The following is a 19090-nucleotide window of genomic DNA, read 5'->3' as shown; positions in this document are numbered from 1 at the left end:
CATGGAAGTGAGCCACACCATCATCAACCTGATCATCTTCGTGCTGGCGATCTACGTCGGCTACCACGTGGTCTGGAACGTCACGCCGGCCCTGCATACGCCGCTGATGGCCGTCACCAACGCCATCTCGGCCATCGTCATCGTCGGCGCCATGCTGGCGGCGGCCCTGACCACCGGCCCGGTGGGGCAGATCGCCGGCACTGTCGCCGTGGCGCTGGCGGCGGTGAATGTCTTCGGCGGTTTCCTCGTCACCCAGCGCATGCTGGAAATGTTCAAGAAAAAGGACAAGGGCGCTAAAGGAGACAAGGCATGAACTTCTCCGTCAGCATGAACACGGTGGTGCTGCTGTATCTGATCGCCTCCGTCTGTTTCATCCAGGCGCTGAAAGGCCTGTCCTCGCCGGCCTCGGCGCGCAAGGGCAACGCCTTCGGCATGGCCGGCATGGCCATCGCCTTCTTCACCACCGTGGCCCTGATCCTGAAACTGGCCGGCGAAGCGGCGGCCAAGGGCCAGGCCCAGGGCCATGGACTGAGCCTGGTGCTGCTGGGCCTCGTGGTCGGCGGCGCGATCGGCGCCACGCTGGCGAAAAAGGTCGAGATGACCAAGATGCCGGAACTGGTGGCGGCCATGCACTCGCTGATCGGCCTGGCCGCCGTCTGCATCGCGGTGGCCGCCGTGTCCGAGCCGCACGCCTTCAATATCGCCGCCGTCGGCGAGGCGCTGCCGCTGGGGAACCGCGTCGAGCTGTTCATCGGCACCTTTGTCGGCGCCATCACCTTCAGCGGTTCGGTGATCGCCTTCGGCAAGCTGGCGGGCAAATACAAGTTCCGCCTGTTCCAGGGCGCGCCCGTGGTGTTCGCCGGCCAGCACATGCTGAACCTGGCCCTGGCCGTCGTCATGGTCGGCCTGGGCCTGGTCTTCGTCTTCGACGGCGGCACGGCGCCGGCCTGGCCGCCCTTCCTGGTCATGACGGCGATCGCCTTCGTGCTCGGGGTGCTGATCATCATCCCGATCGGCGGCGCCGACATGCCGGTGGTGGTGTCCATGCTGAACAGCTACTCGGGCTGGGCGGCGGCGGGCATCGGCTTCTCGCTGAATAACTCGATGCTGATCATCGCCGGCTCCCTGGTCGGCTCTTCCGGCGCCATCCTGAGCTACATCATGTGCAAGGCCATGAACCGCTCCTTCTTCAATGTGATCCTGGGCGGCTTCGGCGGCGAGGCCACGGCGGCGGCCGGCGGCGGGGCGCAGCCGCAGCGGCCCGTGAAGTCGGGCTCCTCCGACGACGCCACCTTCCTGATGGCGAACGCGGAAAGCGTGATCATCGTGCCGGGCTATGGCCTGGCCGTGGCGCGCGCCCAGCACGCGCTGAAGGAACTGGTGGAAAAGCTGGGCCACAAGGGCGTGACGGTGAAGTATGCGATCCACCCGGTGGCCGGCCGCATGCCGGGCCATATGAATGTGCTGCTGGCCGAAGCCGAAGTGCCTTACGACCAGGTGTTCGAGATGGAGGACATCAACAGCGAATTCGGCCAGGCCGACGTGGTGCTGGTGCTGGGTGCGAACGATGTGGTGAATCCGGCGGCGAAAGATCCGAAATCGCCGATCGCCGGCATGCCCATCCTGGAAGCCTACAAAGCCAAGACCGTGATCGTCAACAAGCGCTCCATGGCGTCCGGCTATGCGGGCCTGGACAATGAGCTGTTCTACATGGACAAGACCATGATGGTCTTCGGCGACGCCAAGAAGGTGCTGGAAGATATGGTGAAGGCGGCCGAGTAAGCGCTGGCGGCACCAGGGAAAAAGGGGCTGCGGCCCCTTTTTCTATTTCACTCTGCGGCTACTTCGACGCGGTTGCGGCCGCCGTGCTTGGCGCGGTACAGGGCTTTGTCGGCATGCGACAGGGCACCATCGAGCACATTGCCGGGCGCCAGTTCGGCCAGGCCGATGCTGATGGTGACCTTGATGCTGCGGCCATCCTCGGTTTCCACATGCAGGGCGGCGACGGCGGCGCGCAGGCGTTCGGCCACCTGGGCCGCCTGTTCAGGCGTGGCGTGCGGTAGCAGCAGGCCGAATTCCTCGCCGCCCAGGCGCGCCACGGCATCGGTCAGGCGCGCCGCGTTGCGCAGCGCCTGGCCCACTTCGCGCAGCACCGTGTCGCCGGCGGCGTGGCCGTAGCGGTCGTTGATGCTCTTGAAGTGGTCGACGTCGGCCACGCCCACGGTGACGGCGCCGTGCAGGCGCGCGGCGCGCGCCATGACCTGTACCGCCTCGGCCTCGAAGGCGCGGCGGTTGGGCAGGCCGGTCAGGGCGTCGCACAGGGCTTGCTGTTCCAGCTGGGCCATCAGGTGGGCGTTCTTTTCTTCCATGGCGCGGCGTGGACGCAGGTCCAGCATGAAGGCGCCGAAATAGCGCTCGCCTTCCTTGGCGCCGAGGTCAAACGCCTTCAGCTCGATCGGCACCATCTCGCCGTTGCGGTGGCGGATGGCAAATTCGCGCACGCGGCCCAGCACCGTCGAAGGGGCCGAGCCCTTGATATAGCGCACCACATAGTCGCGGTGCTTCTCGCTCAGGTGGTCGGGCAGCAAGCCTTCCAGCGGCTCGCCCAGCAGCTCGCCGCCGGCATAGCCGGTCAGCGCCTGCATCGCGTGGTTCAGGTAGCGGATGCGCGAGGCATCGTCGATGATCATGACGGCGTCCATTGCGTCGTCTATCAAGCGGGAGATCAGGTGATCGGGCAGAAGGTCGGGCAATGTTGCAGTCATTGTCAAATAAGTATCAGCGGCGGCCGTACATCATCAATTCCGCTAGTATGCCACGGGCCGGGGCGGCCAGGTCGATGGCCGCCAGGCTGGCGCCAAGCAGGGGCTGCAGCGGCGAGTCGTTGGCGAAGATGCGCGCCATGGTGTCGGTCAGGCGCACCGTCACGCCGCGGTCCGCGCGGCGCTGGGCCAGGAATTGCCCCAGCATGGCCGGCGTGGCGCCTTGCGCCAGCAGGCGCGCCAGCACGGCCACGTCGCGCAAGCCCAGGTTCAGGCCCTGGCCGGCGACCGGGTGCAGGGTCTGGGCCGCATTGCCGATGGCCACCGTGCGCGCGGTGGCGCTGGACTGGGCGTTCAGGCCGAGCGGGAAGCCGAGGCGGCGGCTGGCGCTGGTGAAGCGGCCCAGGCGCTGGCCGAAGGTCTGCTGCAGGCGTTGCAGGAAGGCGGCGTCGTCGAGCGCCAGCACGGCTTGCGCGTTTTCGGGACGCAGGCACCATACGAGCGAGTATTCATCGTCCTGCGGCAGCAGGGCCAGCGGGCCTTCACCGGTAAAGCGTTCGTAGGCGCGGTGGGCGATCGGGGCGCTGCTGCGCACCTGGGCGATGATGGCGGTCTGGCCGTAGTCGCGGCTCAGCGTGCGTTCGGCCTGTTCGTTGAACAGGCCGCCCTCGGCCTGCACCGCGATGGCGGCGCGCAGGGTGCGCCGCGCGGCGCCTTCTTCGATGCACAGGCGCACTTCCTGCGGCAGCTCTTCGGCGCCCGTCACGCGCGCCGGGCGCAGCGTGGCGATGCCGAGCCGCGCGCAGACCGCGCCCAGCGCCGACACCACGTCGCCGTAGCGTGTCACATAGCCGAGCGCCGGCACATTGTGTTCTTCGCAGCGGATCATGGCGCGCCCGAACTGGCCGCGGCGCGAGACGTGGATCTGGCGGATGTCGGTGGCGGGGAAGGGCCAGGCGCCGATCTGTTCCAGGATCTGCCGGCTGCCGGCCGACAGGGCCAGCACGCGCGGATCGTGGCTGGCCTGCTCCAGCGTCTTGGCGTCGATCAGGCAGATGCGTTCCGGCCGCGTGCCGCGCCGCACCAGCAGCGCCGCCAGGGCCATGCCGGCCGGGCCGGCGCCGCAGATGGCGATATCGAAATCGTGTTCAGGGAGGGCGCCGGCGGCGTGTTGCGTGGTGGATGCAGTCATAGTCGATTACGTTGGTGCAGGCGGCGCGGCCGCCCTTAATGGCCCTGCATCAGGGCTTCGATCTCGGCCACCGCTTTCGGCGCGGCGCCGCTCAACAAGGTATAGCCGCTGTCGCTGACGATTACATCGTCCTCGATGCGGATGCCGATATTCCAGAAGCGCTCCGGCACGTCCGGTCCCGGGCGCACATAGATGCCCGGCTCCACCGTCAGCGCCATGCCCGGCAACAGCGGGCGCGATGGTTTGTCGGCCTGGCCCAGGTCGCGGTACAGGCCGACGTCGTGCACGTCCATGCCCAGCCAGTGGCCGGTGCCGTGCATATAGAAGCGCGCATGGCCATTGGTCGCGATCACGTCCTGCGCGCTGCCGACCTTGGCGCGGTCGAGCAGGCCGGTATCGAGCATGCCCTGCGCCAGGATCTGCAGCGCGGCGTCGTGGATGGCGCGGTAGGGCGTGCCGGGCCGCACCACATTCAGCGCCGCCGCCTGCGCCGCCAGCACCAGCTCATACAGCTCGCGCTGCGCCGCGCTGAAGCGGCCGTTGACGGGGAAGGTGCGGGTGATGTCGGAGGCATAGCCATCGAGTTCGCAGCCGGCGTCGATCAGTACCAGCTCGCCGTCGGCCGTCTGGCGCGCATTGCTGTTGTAGTGCAGGATGCAGGCATTGGCGCCGGAGGCGACGATCGGCGTATAGGCCGGGAACTGGGCGCCGTTGCGGCGGAACTCGTACAGCAGCTCGGCCTCGATCTCGTATTCGAACATGCCGGGCCGGGTCAGGCGCATGGCACGTTCATGCGCCTGGCCGGCGATGGTGGCGGCGCGCAGCATGGTGGCCTGTTCGCCAGCGTCTTTCAGCAGACGCATCTCGTCCACCAGCGGCGCCAGGTCGCGCGCGGCGGACGGCGCGGCCACGCCGCTGCGGCCGTGGCGGCGCACCGACTCCAGCCAGCGCCGCACGCGTCCATCCAGGCTGTCGCTGCGGCCCAGGGCGTAATACAGCGCAGGGCTGTTGGCCAGCAGCTTGGGCAGCTCCTCGTCGAGGGCGCCGATCGGGAAGGCGGCGTCGACGCCGAAGGCGGCGCGCGCCGCTTCCGGCCCGTAGCGCAGGCCGTCCCAGATTTCGCGCTCGACATCCTTCTCGCGGCAGAACAGGATGGCGCGTGCCGGCGCATCGCCGCGCGCGGCCACCAGCACCAGGGCCGCTTCCGGCTCGGCGAAGCCGCTCAGATAGTAGAAATGGCTGTCGTGGCGGTAGGGATAATCGCTGTCGCCGTTGCGCGCCACTTCCGGCGCGGTCAGGAGCACAGCCACGCTGCCCGGCTCCATCTGCGCCATCAGGCGGGCGCGCCGCTCGGCAAAGTTCATCATTGGGTCAGCACGGCGTTCAGTTCTTCCAGCTGTTGGATGGTGCCCACATTGGTCCACTCGCCCTCGTAGATTTCGCCGCCCACTAAGCCCTTGCCGGCATATTCGCGCAGCAGCTTGCCCAGGCCGGCGTGCGTGCCGGGCGCGATGCCGTCGAACATTTCGGGGCGGTAGACGCCGATATTGCCGAAGTTCCAGCGCGGCTCGCCGGTGTTCGACACGGTGTACAGGTTCAGGCCGAAGTCGCCCTGGGGATTGTGCCAGGGGTTCTTGGTCAGATAGAGCCAGGCGATGTCGCGCTGCTCGGCCTTGTAGGCATTGCCCCACATATCCTTATCGTGCAGCACATCCTTGACCTGCTCGAAGTCGAAGTGCGGGCAATAGATATCGCCCGAGATGGCGAGGAAGGGTTCCTCGCCCAGCAGATGGCGCGCCTGGGCGATGCCGCCCGCCGTTTCCAGCGCTTCCTTCTCGGGCGAATAGCGGATGGCCGCGCCATAGCGCGCGCCATCGCCCAGCGCCGCCTCGATCATGTGGCCGAGGTGGGCGTGGTTGATGACGATGTCCTTGATCCCGGCGCGCACCAGGTTCAGCACATGCCACTCGATCAGGGCGCGGCCGCGCACCTTGAGCAGGGGCTTGGGACAGGTATCGGTCAGGGGGCGCATACGCTCGCCGCGTCCGGCCGCGAAAATCATGGCTTTCATGGCACGGGTCTCAGAAGGTGTAGCCGACGGCGGGCTGGCGGTTTTCCAGCGCGTCGAGCAGTTTGATCAGGGGCTTCAGGTCGCGGTAGCGGTTGGCCGTCTTGCGCACATAGTCCATCACGATCGGCAGGTCGCCCAGGTAGACATCCTTGCCGTCGCGGTAGTTGAGGCGGCAGAACAGGCCGAGTACCTTCAGGTGGCGCTGCAGGGCCATGTATTCGAAGTCCTTGTAGAAGGCGTCGAAGTCCTTGTGCACCGGCACGCCCGCGCTCTTGGCATGCTGCCAGTAGCGGATCACCCAGTCCAGCACCAGTTCCTCGTCCCACTGCACATAGCAGTCGCGCAGCAGGGAGGCGGCGTCGTAGGTCACGGGGCCGTACACGGCGTCCTGGAAATCGATCACGCCGGGATTATTGTCGTCGACCAGCATCAGATTGCGCGAATGGAAGTCGCGGTGCATATACACTTGCGGCTGCGGCAGGCAGTGGCCGATGATGGTGTCGAAGACTTTTTGCAGTTCGGCGCTTTGCGCCTCCGTCAGTTCGGCGTTCAAGTGCTTGCCGATATACCATTCGGGGAACAGGTTCATTTCGCGCAGCATGAAGGCGCGGTCGAATTCGGGCAGCACGCCGGCCTGGCTGCTCTGCTGGAACTTGACCAGGGCGTGCAGGGCTTGTGCATACAGGGCGGCCGCGTTATCGTGGTTCAGCGCTTGCAGATAGGTGGTGCTGCCAAGGTCGGACAGCAGCAGGAAGCCGCGTTCCACGTCCTGCGCCACGATGGCCGGCACGTGCACGCCGGCTTCGGCCAGCATGGCGTCAACCTGCAGGAAGGCTGGCACGTTTTCGCGTTCGGGCGGCGCGTCCATCGCCACCAGGGTGGCGCCGTGCGCGGCCTGGTGGGCCGGCAGCACGTCGAAGCGGAAGTAGCGGCGGAAGCTGGCGTCGGCGGACGCCGGACGCGCGGAATCGGCGTCCACCACGCCTTGCGGGCGCAGCCAGTCGAGCAACAGGATCAGGCGGGAATCGGCGCCAGCGTCGGCTGCACCGGATGGTAAATTAGGCAATAATGACATGAAACGACCCGAGAATCCGGTTGAATGTGAAGATTCCCATATAATAAGGGATTCATTTTAAAAAATCGCCTTTTATGGTGTTACGCGCGTTCCTTACATGAGTTGGTTTACGCCCCCTAAAAACTCGCAGAAGTGGGCGTTTGCCCTGACCGCCCTGGCTGCCGCCGCGGCGGCGACCGCCCACGCCCAGACCTCCGCCAGCAAGCAGCGCCCGCAGCGGGTGGAAGACCCGAACGCCGTGACGACCATCCGCGCCGAGGATATCGGCGGCCGTCCCGAGCGCATCCTGAACCTGGACCGCGACGTCGAGGTGGTGCGCGACCAGACCCGCGTGACCGCCGACAAGGCTTGCTACAAGCAGGTCGAGGCCGAGCTGGAAGCCCAGGGCAATGTGCGCATCTGGCGCTACGGCGACTACTACACGGCCGACGAGCTGCAGCTGAACATGGAAACCGGCAAGGGCTTCATGCTGCATCCGACCTACCGCATGGAAGTCAATAACGCCCAGGGCAAGGCGCGCCGCATCGACTTCCTGAACGAGGACGAAGCGCTGGTCATCGACGGCACCTACAGCACCTGCCAGGGGCCGAATCCGGACTGGTATCTGCGCTCGTCCACCCTGAATCTCGATTCCGGGCGCGATGTGGGCACGGCCGGCGGCACCGTCCTGTACTTCAAGGACGTGCCCTTCCTCGGCACGCCCGGCATGTCCTTCTCGCTTTCGGGCGCGCGCCGCTCCGGCTGGCTGCCGCCGATCCCGGGCTTCGGCTCGAAGGGCGCGGCCGAGGTGGTGGTGCCGTATTACTTCAATATCGCGCCCAACCGCGACCTGACCGTCTATCCCAAGATCATTCCGCGGCGCGGCCTGCAAATGGGCGCGGTCGGCCGCTATATGGGCGAGACCGAGGCCGGCGAGTACGAGGGCCGCACCCATATCGAGTACCTGCCGCACGATAAGGAAGCGGGCAAGGACCGCTGGATGCTGCATTCCACGCACACCCAGGCCATCGCCCCCGACTGGACCTATGGCTGGAATGTGCGCGCCGCCTCGGACGACGAATATCCGAACGATTTCTCGAAGACCGTGGCCAACAGCGCCGAGCGCCAGCTGCTGCGCGAGCTGCGCACCGACTACCGCCGCGAATACTGGAGCTTGACGGCGCGCGTGCAGAAATACCAGGTGCTGCAGGATCCGGAGGCGAAAAACAATAAAGACTTGACGGTGAGCCGTCCCTACGACCGTCTGCCGGCCATCAATCTGCACGCGGCGCGCTACGATGTGGGCGGCTTCGACTGGCAGCTCGACAGCGAACTGACGCGCTTCTGGCATCCCACCGAGCAGCGCGGCACGCGCGTGGTGGCGGTGCCGCAGCTGAGCTATCCGATCATCGGCGCCAGCTACTTCGTCACGCCCAAGGTCATGCTCAACGCCAGCGCCTACCAGCTGGAAGCGTTCAAGGATCCGGCGCGCGGCGATCTGGCGTCGCGTTCGCTGCGCCGCGCCGTGCCCACCGTCTCCATCGATTCCGGCCTGGAATTCGAGCGCAGCGCCTCGCTGTTCGGCCGCGCCGTGACCCAGACCCTGGAGCCGCGCCTGTTCTATGTCTACACGCCTTACCGCGAGCAGAAGGGCTTCCCGAATTTCGACACCGCCGAAGCGACGTTCAACCTCTCGCAGATTTTCAGCGAGAGCCGCTTCATCGGTTCCGACCGCGTCGGCGACGCCAACCAGGTGACGGCCGGCGTGGTGTCGCGCTTCCTGGAAGCGTCCGGCGCCGAGCGCCTGCGCCTGTCCTTCGGCCAGCGCTTCTATTTCAACGAGCAGCGCATCCAGCTCACCGACGACGCCAAGCCGCGCTACGACACCCGTTCCGACACCCTGCTGGCCGCCGCCGGCCGCATTTCGGAAACCTGGGGCTTCGACAGCGCGGTGCAGTACAACCCGGGCGAGCGCCGCGTGATCAGCACCAACCACACCCTGCAATGGCAGCCGGGCCAGAAGAAGGTGCTGAACCTGGGCTACCGCTTCCTGCGCGACAGCTTCAAGAACGCCGACATTTCCGGCCAGTGGCCGCTGTCGCAGCGCTGGTACGGCGTGGCGCGCGTAAGTTACTCGCTGAAGGACAAGACCGTGCTCGAAAGCCTGGTCGGCCTTGAATACAATGGCGATTGCTGGGTCTTCCGCATGGGCGCGCAGCGCTTCGTGACGTCGGCCAACAAGGCGTCCACGCCGATCTTCTTCCAGCTGGAGCTGAACGGCCTGTCCAAGTTCGGCGTCGGCAATCCGCTGGAGGTGATGAAAAACAGCATCGCCGGCTACCAGCGCCTGAACGAGGGCTATGGCCGCTGACGCGGGAAGGGGGCCGGATTTAGCCGGCCTTCATCCAGCTTAGGCTAAGATAGCGTCTTCCGATTTCTCCACCCCTGACACATGAGCGTTTCAGATATGCGTAATGCCAGTATGCACCCCATCAAACTAGCCGCTGTCCTGCTGTGCGCCATGGCGGCCGGCAGCGTCTCGGCCCAGGATGCCAAGGTCAAGACCGAGGCCGAGGCCAAGCCGGCGGCCGCGGCCGCCGCGCCGGCCACCAAGGGCTTCACCCAGCCCGGCCAGTCCAGCAATACGCCGATCGATGCCATCGCCATCATCATCAACGATGAAGTGATCACCAAGCGCGAGCTGGACGAGCGCCTGAAAACGGTCGAGCGCCGCATGAAGGAGCAGAACGTGGCGCTGCCCGACCGCGCCGACCTGCAGCGCCAGCTGACCGAGCGCATGATCGTGGAACGCGCCCAGCTGCAGCTGGCCAAGGAAATGGGCGTGCGCGTCGACGACACCATGCTCGACCGCGCCATCGCCCGCATCGCCGAGCAGCAGAAACTGAGCGTGCAGGAAATGCGCAACCAGATGGAGAAATCCGGCACCACCTTCGCCGCCTTCCGCGAAGAGATCCGCGAAGAGATCATCATGCAGCGCCTGCGCGAGCATGAAGTCGACGCCAAGATCCAGATTTCGGAAGCGGAAGTGGACAGCTTCGTGGCCTCGGAGCAGGCCGCCGCCGCCGAGCAGTTCGAAGTGAATATCTCGCAGATCCTAGTGCGCATTCCGGAAAACGCCTCGCCCGAAGTGATCGCCCAGCGCAAGGCGCGCGCCGACGAAGTGGCGCGCCAGCTGCGCACCGGCGCCGACTTCGCCAAGATCGCCGCCACCTATTCCGACGCCCAGGACGCGCTGGACGGCGGCGCCGTCGGCTGGCGCCAGCCCGAGCGTCTGCCGCCGGTCTTCGCCGAAGCGCTGACCAAGCTGCGTCCCGGCCAGGTCACGCCGATCATCAAGAGCGTGGGCGGTTTCCACATCCTGAAGATGGTCGACAAGCGCAGCATGGCCGAAGCCCAGGCCCAGGCCACCGTGCAGCAGACCCATGCCCGCCACATCCTGCTGAAAGTGACGCCGACCCTGAGCGCGGCCGACGCCAAGCGCAAGCTGGCCGAGTTCAAGGAAAAGCTGGACAACAAATCGGCCAAGTTCGAGGAACTGGCGCGCCTGTATTCCAACGACGGTTCGGCCGGCAAGGGCGGCGACCTCGGTTGGCTGTATCCGGGCGACGCGCTGCCCGAATTCGAAGCCGCCATGAACGCCCTGAAACCGGGTGAAGTCAGCGGCCCGGTCGAGTCGAGCTTCGGCTACCACCTGATCGAAGTCCTGGAACGCAAGACCGACGACGTCTCGAAAGAGAAGCAGCGCAACGAGGCCCGCATGGCCCTGCGCGAGCGCAAGCTGGTGGAAGCGGTGGAAGACTGGCAGCGCCAGGTGCGCGACCGCGCCTACGTCGAATTCCGCAACGACGACAGCAAATAAGAAGAAAGGGAAGCAGGCATGAGCGCCACTTTGACAGCCCGGCGCCCAGGCGTGCGCCCCGTTCTGGCCATCACCTGCGGCGAGCCGGCCGGCATCGGCCCGGAAATCTCGCTGCGCGCCGCCTGGGCCTTGCGCGCCCAGGCCAATTGCGTGCTGCTGGGCGACGCCGCCTTCCTGGCGATGACGGCGTCCGCCATCGATCCGGCCATCCGCGTCAGCGCCCTGTCCCTGCAGGCGGTGCGCAACGGCGGCTTGCCGCATTTCGGTCCCGAGCGCCTGTGCGTGATCGATATTCCATTGGATGCCCATGTGCAGCCGGGCGTGCTGGATAAGGAAAACGGCCGCGCCGTGCTGGCCACGCTGGATGCCGCCATCGAAGGCGTGCAGGCCGGCTGGTTCGAAGCCATCGTCACCGCGCCGCTGCAAAAAAGCACCATCAACGACGCCGGCGTGAGATTCTCCGGCCATACCGAATACCTCGCCGAAAAGACCGGCACCGAACAGGTGGTGATGATGCTGGCCGGCCAGCCGCACGCGCCGGCCGGCGCGCCGTTGCCGCCGCCGCTGCGCGTGGCGCTGGCCACCACCCACCTGCCGCTGCAGGACGTTTCCGCGGCGCTGAGCCGGGAAGGCCTGGGCCGGGTGATCGACATCATCGACGCCGACCTGCGCCGCAAATTCGGCATCGCCGCGCCGCGCATCCTGGTGGCCGGCCTGAACCCGCACGCGGGCGAGAACGGCTATCTGGGCCGCGAGGAGATCGACACCATCGCGCCGGCCATCGCGGCGGCCCAGGCGCGCGGCATCGCCGCCAGCGGCCCGTATCCGGCCGACACCCTGTTCCAGCCCAAATATTTGAATGAAGCCGACTGCGTGCTCGCCATGTACCATGACCAGGGCTTGCCGGTGCTGAAGTACGCTACCTTCGGGCGCGGCGTCAACATCACGCTCGGCCTGCCGCTGATCCGCACCTCGGTCGACCATGGCACGGCGCTCGACCTGGCGCGCCAGGGCCTGGGCCAAGCCGATTGCGCCAGCATGGAAGAAGCCATCGCCACCGCCCTGCGCATGGCCGAGGCCAGCCGCGCCGCCGCTTAACACTGAATCAACTGAAGAAGAATATGAAACACATCGCCCGCAAACGCTTCGGCCAGAACTTCCTGCACGACGACCATGTGCTGAACAGCATTACCGAGTCCATCGCCCCGCGCGTCGGCGACGCCATGGTGGAAATCGGCCCCGGCCTGGGCGCCATGACCGAGCAACTGTTGCGCACCCTGCCGCAGATGCATGTGGTGGAACTGGACCGCGACCTCGTGGCGCGCCTGGAAAAAGCCTATACGCGCGACAAGCTGGTGATCCATGCCGGCGATGCCCTGAAATTCGATTTCTCCACCATCCCGGTGCCGGCCGGCCAGAAGCTGCGCGTGGTCGGCAACCTGCCGTACAACATCTCCAGCCCGCTGCTGTTCCACCTGACCGAGTACGCGCCGCTGGTGCAGGACCAGCACTTCATGCTGCAAAAGGAAGTGGTCGAACGCATGGTGGCCGAGCCGGGCAGCAAGGTCTATGGCCGTCTGTCGGTGATGCTGCAATGGCGCTACCAGATGGCGCTGCTGTTCGTAGTGCCGCCCGAAGCGTTCGATCCGCCGCCCAAGGTCGACTCCGCCATCGTGCGCATGATCCCCATCGCCCAGCCGCTGCCCTGCGACGCCGCCACGCTGGAAGCCGTGGTGCAGAAAGCCTTCTCGCAGCGCCGCAAGGTGATCCGCAACTGCCTGGCCGGCATGTTCACCGAAGAACAGATCGCCGCCGCCGGCATCAACCCTACCGACCGCCCCGAAATGGTGGCCATGGAAGCCTACGTCGCCCTGGCCAACAGCCTCAGCGCCCGCAACCCCGCCTAAAGCCCGCCCAGCCAGCCCAAACAGCCGAGCCCGTGTCCACCTTGGTGCCTGGCACCAAGGTGGACACGGGCTCGGCTGTTGCAATCCGTTGGAATAAAAAAAAGCCCGCTGTTGCGGGCTTAAGTCCAATTCTTAGTAAGAAGTGGAGGAGACGGGTGTGATTATGCGGTGTTGCAGCATATCAATCCAATTTATCTTTCGGATACCCGTCATTCCATTTCTGAATATCAAGGACGGGTGCAGTTGATCTCGACATTCGTCACCGCCGCTTCGCCCATATAGCCGCTGCCGTTGACCACGGTGCAAGTCTGGTTGGTCGGCTGCCTGGTCACGACGATCGCATACGGCGCACCGTAAGGAATAGCGGGGAAGGTGAAGACCGGCGAGGCCTTGTTCACGGTGGCGGGCGTGGCGCCATTGTTCAGGCCCAGGCCATCTTCCAGCAGATTGTTCACCTTGCCGCTGACGGAATAGCTATTCTGGCTGCAGGCGACGTTGACGACGATGCTGGTGGTCTGGCCGGCATAGCCGGAGCTGAAGTTGGGGTCGGCCGCGCAGGTCACGTGTTCGGGACTGCGCACCACTTTGACGGTGTAGTTCTCGCCGTAGGAGATGCGTTTGCTGAAGCGGTAGCTGGTGGCGCCCACCGGGATGTCGATTTGCTCTTGATCGCCGTTCAGGCTCAGTTTCAGGCCGGCGGTGCGCACGGCGCTGGTGGCGCTGCTGTTGCCTTCGGTGAAATTGCCACTCACTTCAAACGTGGATTTGCCGCCGCAGCCGGCCAGGGCCAGGACAGCGGCGAGGGCGCTGAGGCGGCCCAGGGTGATTGCTTGCATATCTTTCTCCAGGAAAACTTATTTGCAGGTGACGGTGACGTTGGTGATGTTGACGGCGCCGACCGTGCCGGAGGCAGTGGCGGGGACGACGGCGCAGGACTGGCCATCGGGCTGGCGCAGCACGGCGACGGCGTAGGTCAGACCCTGGAACACTTTTTCGCCGAAGACGAAGCTGGTGGCGCCGGCTTCCACATTGAGGCTGCTGGCGCCGTTTGCCAGGGTCAGGCCGCGCCCGGTCAGGCCGCTGATGCTGCCGCCCAGGGTGCGTTCATACGGCAGGCAAACCACGTCCACCGTGCGGTTGTACCAGTTGATCTTGCCGCTGCCGTTGGACACCGTGCACTTGGCGCTCACGGATTCCTGGCTGATGGTCACGTTATAGGTCTTGTCGTCGGCCATGGCTTGGCTGAAGCTGACGCCGCTGGGGGCGTTGCCCGTGGTCAGCTCGTCGCCGCCATTGTTCTTCAGCTTGATGCTGCCCTCGGTCAGGCCGACCACTCGCACGATCAGCGGGATATTGCCGCCGCCGCCACCGCCGCCGCAGGCCGCCAGCGTCGCGGCGCACAGCAGTGCGGCGCCGGAGCGCAGATACGTCTTCTTCATAACACTCTCCAAATTCATCTAAGGTCAGGCGCTGGTGCCGCGCGCGCTGCACGGAAAATCGGCGCTTATTTTAGTGCATCTTGCAACAGACGGCGCCGAAAAGCTTGTAACAGCCTGTTGGCCGCCTCAGCGCACCAGCGCTTGCTCGCACTGCGAGCGGCGCCCCTGCAGCAGGCAGCGGTTCTTGACGGCGCCCTGGCGGTCGAACACGGTGATGCGCCATTCGCCCGGCGCGCCGCGCTCCATGCCCATGAAGCCGAAGCCGTCGAGCCAGGCGCTGAAGTGTTCCAGCACGGCGCCCGGCGCCGGCGCGATGGCCGGATCGGGCAGCGGCGGCAGCGGCTCGGTGTCTTCGGCCGTGCCGGAGAAGCCGGCCACCAGCTGGCTCGGGTGCGGCGAGCTGAAACTGAGCTGCTGCCACAGGTGCACGTGGCCGGACAGCATGGCTTGCACGTTCTCGGGCAGGAACAGGGGATTGAGCGAGCCGAAGCTGTCATGCAAGCCCTTGTCGCCGAGGATGAGGATGCGCTGGCCCTGCTGGTCGCGGTCGGCGCCGACCGCGAAGATGGGGTGGTGGTTGGCGCCCAGATTGTACGGCGCCTGGGCCGCCAGCTGCGCCAGGCGGCGGTAGGTGGCGCGGTAGCGCTCATAACCGGTGTCGGCCGGCTTCAGGCCGCGCCAGCTGGTGGCGGCGGTATCGATCACCAGCAGCTGGCTGTCGCCGCCCAGCGGCACGGCGTAGGGATCGCTGTAGTCGCCCAGGCGGTCGTCGGCCGGCAGATTGCAGTCGCGCCCGGCCTGCAGCGGACGCGGGTCGAGCAGGCGCCACCAGCCCTGGCCGGCGCGCGCGCAGGATTCGTGGTTGCCGCGCACCGCCACCCAGGGCGCGGCCTGCAGCAGTGGCGCGGCGGGACGGAAGAAGTCCTCGCGCCAGGCGTCCCAGCCATAGCCCCAGGGGCTGTCGGCGCAGCCGGCATTGCCTTCGGGACAGGGGTTTTCGCGGTAGTGGTAGTCGCCCACATGCAGCACCAGATCGGGCTGCCAGGCCGCCGCGGCGGCAGCCACGGCGGCAAAGGGGAAGGCTTGCAGGTCGTTGCAGGCCTGGTAGGCATTGTCGGCCTTTTTCAGGCGGCAGCCGGTGTCGCCGATGACGGCGATGCGCTGCACCTCGGCGCGCGGCAGCGGCAGGGCGTAGCCGGCCACGCTGGCGCTGCGCGCGGCCGGCGCCAGTTCGGCTTCGCAGGTCAGCAGGGGGAAGACCGAGGGCTTGCTGTCGGCGCCGGCGGCGGTGGGCCGCAGCGCCAGCGTGGCGGCCGGGGCGCGCAGCCGCATGGGCTGGGCCTGGCCGTCGACCTCGATGGCGGGACAGGCGGCGGCGCTGCTCAGCACGCGCGCCACGGGCCGGCCCTGTTCGCCCAGCAACACATAGGCCGCGGCGATGCCGGGCGGCAGGGCGTGGGCGGCGGCGGAGGGGAGGGGCGGCGGCGCGAGGGCGGCGCAGCCGCCCAGGCCGGCGGCCAGCGGCAGCAGGAAGGCGCGGCGCAGGCCGGCCGTGGACAGAATGGACAAGGTACCCCCGGGGTAATATGGACAAAGCGCTAATTTAGCATGGTGCGCCGCCTCCCGGTCCCGGTCCGGCCCCGGCCGTCGTCCATCGCCGCCGGGCGCGCGGCGTGCGACAATAGCCCCATGCTGCCTTCTCTCCGCCCCAAAGCCATCCTGTTTGATCTGGACGATACGCTGTGGCCGATCGCGCCCGTGATCGCCGCCGCCGAAGTGACCCTGCATGCCTGGCTGGCCGACCATGCGCCGAAAGTGGCGCAGGCGTTTTCCATCGAGGACTTGCGCGCGCGCCGCCAAGCCCTGCTCGCGGCCGATCCGGCCCTGCATGTCGACCTCGGCGCGCTGCGCCGCGCCGGCCTGCAAGCGGCGTTCGAACTGGCTGGCGAAGATTTGCGCCACCTGGACGGCGCCATGGCGCATTTCTTTGCCGCCCGCAATGCCGTCACGCCGTATGACGATGTGCTGCCCGGCTTGCTGCACCTGAAACAGAAAATTTTGCTGGGCACGATCTCGAACGGCAATGCCGACCTTGAAGTCATCGGCCTCGCCCACCATTTCCAGGTATCGCTGGCGGCCAGCCATTTCGGCCGCGCCAAACCGGACCCGGCCATTTTCCTGGCCGCCTGCGCCGCGCTCGGCGTGGCCCCGGCCGAGGCGGTGTATGTGGGCGACGATCTGCGCCTCGATGTCGAGGGCGCCCAGCGCGCCGGCCTGCGCGCCGTCTGGCTCAACCGCGGCGGTGCGGCGGCGCCCGAGGGCTGGGCGCCGGACGCCATCTGCGCCAGCTTCGACGAGCTGCTGTGCTGGCTGGAGCGCCAGCTGGCCGCGTGAATGCCGTGGGCCGCGCGCGCCTAGGTCGGGTGGCGGATTGCCGCGGCGGCCCGCGCCCGTGCATAATAGAACCGATGAATGCTGGCTAGATACAATCATGCAACTCGACAACCGTGCCCAAACCCTGCTCAAAGCGCTGGTGGAGCGCTATATCGCCGACGGCCAACCGGTCGGCTCGCGCGCCCTGTCCAAGATTTCCGGGCTGGACCTGTCGCCGGCCACCATCCGCAATATCATGGCCGACCTCGAAGAGCTGGGCTATGTGGCCAGCCCCCACACCTCGGCCGGCCGGGTGCCGACGCCGCGCGGCTACCGCCTGTTTGTCGATACCCTGCTGACCGTCCAGCACCTCGACGAGCGCGCCGTCGATCCCCAGTTGCGCCTGCCGGCCCAGGCGGCCCAGCCGCACAAGCTGATCGCTAACGCGGCGCAGATGCTGTCGTCGTTGACCCAGTTCGCCGGCGTCGTGCTCAGCCCGCGCCATGAATCGGCCTTCCAGCAGATCGAATTCCTGCGCCTGTCGGAAAAGCGCATTCTGCTGGTGATCGTGGCGCCGGGCGGCGATGTGCAAAACCGCCTGCTGCTCACCGATGTCGATTACACGCCGGCCCAGCTGCAGCAGTCGGCCAACTTCCTCAACCAGAATTACAGCGGCCTGGCGTTCGACGAGGTGCGCGGCCGCCTGCAGCACGAGTTGCGCCAGTTGCGCGACGATATGGGCCGGCTGATGCAGACCGCCGTCGAGGCCAGCAGCGAGGCGCTGGCCGAGAGCGCCGACGAGATGGTCATCGCCGGCGAGCGCAATCTGCTGTCGGTGAGCGATCTGTCGTCGAATATGAGTTCGCTGCGCCAGATGTTCGATATGTTCGAGCAAAAGACCGGCTTGATGCAACTGCTCGACGTGTCGAGCAAGGCTTCCGGCGTGCAGATCTTCATCGGCGGCGAATCCCAGCTCTTGCCGATGGACGAGATGAGCGTCGTCACCGCGCCCTACGAGGCCAATGGCCGCATCGTCGGCACCCTGGGCGTGATCGGCCCGACGCGCATGGCTTATGAGCGCGTGATCCCGATCGTCGACATCACCTCGCGCCTACTGTCGAACGCGCTCAGCCAGCCTTAGGCGCGGCGGCGCGGCTGCCTAAAGTAAAGCCCCTGGCTGCGGACGCAGGCAGGGGCTGGCAGAGCGGAAGCGGCGCGCGCCGCCCCCGGTTCAGTGTTTATGCGGGCAGGCGTCCTTGGTGCAGTTGCCGTAGATGGCCAGCGCGTGCTCGGCGATCTTGAAGCCGCGCTCCTTGGCGATCATGTGCTGGCGCTTCTCGATTTCCTCGTCGACGAATTCTTCCACGCGGCCGCAGTCCAGGCAGACCAGGTGGTCGTGGTGGGAACCCTGGTTCAGCTCGAAAATGGCCTTGCCGCTCTCGAAGTGGTTGCGGTTGAGCAGACCGGCTTGCTCGAACTGGGTCAGCACGCGGTACACGGTGGCCAGGCCGACATCCATATTGTCGGCCAGCAGGATTTTGTAGACGTCTTCGGCCGTCAGGTGGCGTACGGGGCTGCTCTGGAAAATGTCCAGGATTTTCAGGCGCGGCAGGGTTGCCTTCAGGCCGCTGGCCTTCAGGTCGGTGGGGCTGTTACTCATGTTTGGTGTCAAATGTGGCTCGAGTGCTTTATGATATAGCGTTTTTGCCACTTCTGCTCAATCGGATTTGAGGTCTTCTATGCGCGTCACCCCTGTTTTCTCGCCGTCTTTGTTGCCTCACATGAAACGCCGCGCCCCCGCGCTGGCGGCGGCCCTGTGCCTGGCCCTGGCCGCCAGCGGCTGCGCCACGCGCAGCGCCGCCCCTGCCGCCACGGATAGCGCGGCCAAGCCGGCCGCCGGCGCCGGCGCGCACACGACGACCGTCACCCAGCTGCAGAAATTCATGTGGTTCTTCTCGCCTTACCGCCCGGACATCCAGCAAGGCAACTTCGTCTCGCAGGACATGCTCGACCAGCTCAAGGAAGGCATGACGCGCGACCAGGTGCGTTTCGTGCTCGGCACGCCGATGCTGGCCGACATCTTCCACGCCGAACGCTGGGACTACCCCTTCCGCCTGGCCAAGGGCAATGGCGAGATCACCACCGCCACCGTGGTGGTGTATTTCAAGGATGACAAAGTGGCGCGCTGGGAAGGCGGCAATCTGCCGTCCGAGCGCGAATACATCGAACGCATCGCCGGCCCCGTGCTCAAATTCAAGAAGGCCGAGGAAAAAGCGGCCAGCACCAGTGCCGCGCCGGGCAAGGCGCCGCTGCCGGCCGGCAGCGAAACCAGCAAGTAAGCAGCAAGTAAGCAGCAAGTAAGCAGCAAGTCGCCAGACATAGCATAGCCAGAACCAGCGGCCCGCCCCGGCG

18 protein-coding genes are annotated in these 19090 nt (G+C 66.5%); 9 read left to right on the top strand and 9 right to left on the bottom strand.

What is annotated here, in order from left to right; translation table 11 throughout:
- Nucleotide 1: 1 nt before the first annotated feature.
- Both FHS03_RS14415 and FHS03_RS14410 read left to right on the top strand, forming a co-directional pair.
- Nucleotides 2-313: a proton-translocating transhydrogenase family protein gene (locus FHS03_RS14415; protein ID WP_050411144.1), complete on the top strand. Its 312-nt coding sequence runs from the start codon at nt 2-4 to the stop codon at nt 311-313.
- Nucleotides 310-1782 (top strand): NAD(P)(+) transhydrogenase (Re/Si-specific) subunit beta, encoded by a 1473-nt coding sequence (locus FHS03_RS14410; protein WP_183441650.1) that lies wholly within the window; start codon nt 310-312, stop codon nt 1780-1782. Before FHS03_RS14415 ends, FHS03_RS14410 begins: the two co-directional genes overlap by 4 nt.
- Before the next feature lie 47 nt (nt 1783-1829).
- Here the strand turns inward: FHS03_RS14410 and FHS03_RS14405 are convergent, their stop codons facing one another.
- The 5 genes from FHS03_RS14405 to FHS03_RS14385 are packed head-to-tail and all read right to left on the bottom strand — an operon-like array spanning nt 1830 to nt 7100.
- Entirely contained in the window at nt 1830-2765 is a 936-nt protein-coding gene (locus FHS03_RS14405) for a sensor domain-containing diguanylate cyclase (RefSeq protein ID WP_260110110.1), read from the bottom strand.
- Between the two features lie 13 nt (nt 2766-2778).
- Nucleotides 2779-3954, bottom strand: coding sequence for an FAD-dependent monooxygenase (locus FHS03_RS14400; protein ID WP_183441648.1), 1176 nt, complete (start codon nt 3952-3954; stop codon nt 2779-2781).
- A 35-nt stretch (nt 3955-3989) separates the two neighbouring features.
- On the bottom strand, nt 3990-5321 hold the full coding sequence (gene pepP / locus FHS03_RS14395; RefSeq protein ID WP_183441647.1) for a Xaa-Pro aminopeptidase: 1332 nt from the start codon (nt 5319-5321) through the stop codon (nt 3990-3992).
- A complete protein-coding gene (gene murU, locus FHS03_RS14390) occupies nt 5318-6025 on the bottom strand; it encodes an N-acetylmuramate alpha-1-phosphate uridylyltransferase MurU (RefSeq protein ID WP_183441646.1) in 708 nt (235 codons plus the stop codon). The genes pepP and murU overlap by 4 nt, the downstream gene beginning before the upstream one ends.
- Before the next feature lie 10 nt (nt 6026-6035).
- Nucleotides 6036-7100: an aminoglycoside phosphotransferase family protein gene (locus FHS03_RS14385; protein ID WP_183441645.1), complete on the bottom strand. Its 1065-nt coding sequence runs from the start codon at nt 7098-7100 to the stop codon at nt 6036-6038.
- A 97-nt stretch (nt 7101-7197) separates the two neighbouring features.
- Between FHS03_RS14385 and FHS03_RS14380 the strand changes: the two genes are divergently transcribed.
- The 4 genes from FHS03_RS14380 to rsmA all read left to right on the top strand — a co-directional run bounded on the left by FHS03_RS14380 (nt 7198) and on the right by rsmA (nt 12866).
- The gene (locus FHS03_RS14380) at nt 7198-9450 is read left to right on the top strand and encodes an LPS-assembly protein LptD (RefSeq protein WP_183441644.1); all 2253 of its coding nucleotides are present in this window, start codon (nt 7198-7200) and stop codon (nt 9448-9450) included.
- A 96-nt stretch (nt 9451-9546) separates the two neighbouring features.
- A complete protein-coding gene (locus tag FHS03_RS14375) occupies nt 9547-10959 on the top strand; it encodes a peptidylprolyl isomerase (RefSeq protein ID WP_229426216.1) in 1413 nt (470 codons plus the stop codon).
- Between the two features lie 18 nt (nt 10960-10977).
- A complete protein-coding gene (gene pdxA, locus FHS03_RS14370) occupies nt 10978-12057 on the top strand; it encodes a 4-hydroxythreonine-4-phosphate dehydrogenase PdxA (RefSeq protein WP_183441643.1) in 1080 nt (359 codons plus the stop codon).
- A 23-nt stretch (nt 12058-12080) separates the two neighbouring features.
- Nucleotides 12081-12866: a 16S rRNA (adenine(1518)-N(6)/adenine(1519)-N(6))-dimethyltransferase RsmA gene (rsmA, locus tag FHS03_RS14365; RefSeq protein ID WP_183441642.1), complete on the top strand. Its 786-nt coding sequence runs from the start codon at nt 12081-12083 to the stop codon at nt 12864-12866.
- Between the two features lie 227 nt (nt 12867-13093).
- Here the strand turns inward: rsmA and FHS03_RS14360 are convergent, their stop codons facing one another.
- From FHS03_RS14360 to FHS03_RS14350, 3 genes are all read right to left on the bottom strand, one after another.
- Entirely contained in the window at nt 13094-13702 is a 609-nt protein-coding gene (locus tag FHS03_RS14360) for a hypothetical protein (protein WP_183441641.1), read from the bottom strand.
- 18 nt (nt 13703-13720) lie between these two features.
- Complete coding sequence (locus tag FHS03_RS14355; protein ID WP_183441640.1) at nt 13721-14305, bottom strand: hypothetical protein; 585 nt, start codon at nt 14303-14305, stop codon at nt 13721-13723.
- 126 nt (nt 14306-14431) lie between these two features.
- On the bottom strand, nt 14432-15874 hold the full coding sequence (locus FHS03_RS14350) for a metallophosphoesterase family protein (RefSeq protein WP_229426215.1): 1443 nt from the start codon (nt 15872-15874) through the stop codon (nt 14432-14434).
- A gap of 120 nt (nt 15875-15994) precedes the next feature.
- Between FHS03_RS14350 and FHS03_RS14345 the strand changes: the two genes are divergently transcribed.
- Both FHS03_RS14345 and hrcA read left to right on the top strand, forming a co-directional pair.
- Nucleotides 15995-16699 (top strand): HAD family hydrolase, encoded by a 705-nt coding sequence (locus tag FHS03_RS14345; RefSeq protein ID WP_183441638.1) that lies wholly within the window; start codon nt 15995-15997, stop codon nt 16697-16699.
- Nucleotides 16700-16796: 97 nt separating this feature from the next.
- Nucleotides 16797-17819 carry a heat-inducible transcriptional repressor HrcA gene (gene hrcA, locus FHS03_RS14340; protein WP_183441637.1) on the top strand — a complete coding sequence of 341 codons (1023 nt, stop codon included), beginning with the start codon at nt 16797-16799 and terminating at the stop codon, nt 17817-17819.
- A gap of 90 nt (nt 17820-17909) precedes the next feature.
- Here the strand turns inward: hrcA and fur are convergent, their stop codons facing one another.
- On the bottom strand, nt 17910-18338 hold the full coding sequence (fur, locus tag FHS03_RS14335) for a ferric iron uptake transcriptional regulator (protein WP_183441636.1): 429 nt from the start codon (nt 18336-18338) through the stop codon (nt 17910-17912).
- 121 nt (nt 18339-18459) lie between these two features.
- Between fur and FHS03_RS14330 the strand changes: the two genes are divergently transcribed.
- Entirely contained in the window at nt 18460-19017 is a 558-nt protein-coding gene (locus tag FHS03_RS14330; RefSeq protein ID WP_229426214.1) for an outer membrane protein assembly factor BamE, read from the top strand.
- Nucleotides 19018-19090: the final 73 nt, after the last annotated feature.

This window comes from Pseudoduganella violacea (assembly GCF_014191875.1).
In the GTDB taxonomy this organism is placed as follows: Bacteria; Pseudomonadota; Gammaproteobacteria; order Burkholderiales; family Burkholderiaceae_D; genus Rugamonas; species Rugamonas violacea_A.
The sequence above is the reverse complement of the archived record's forward strand: the minus strand, read 5'-3'. Positions and strand labels throughout refer to the sequence as shown.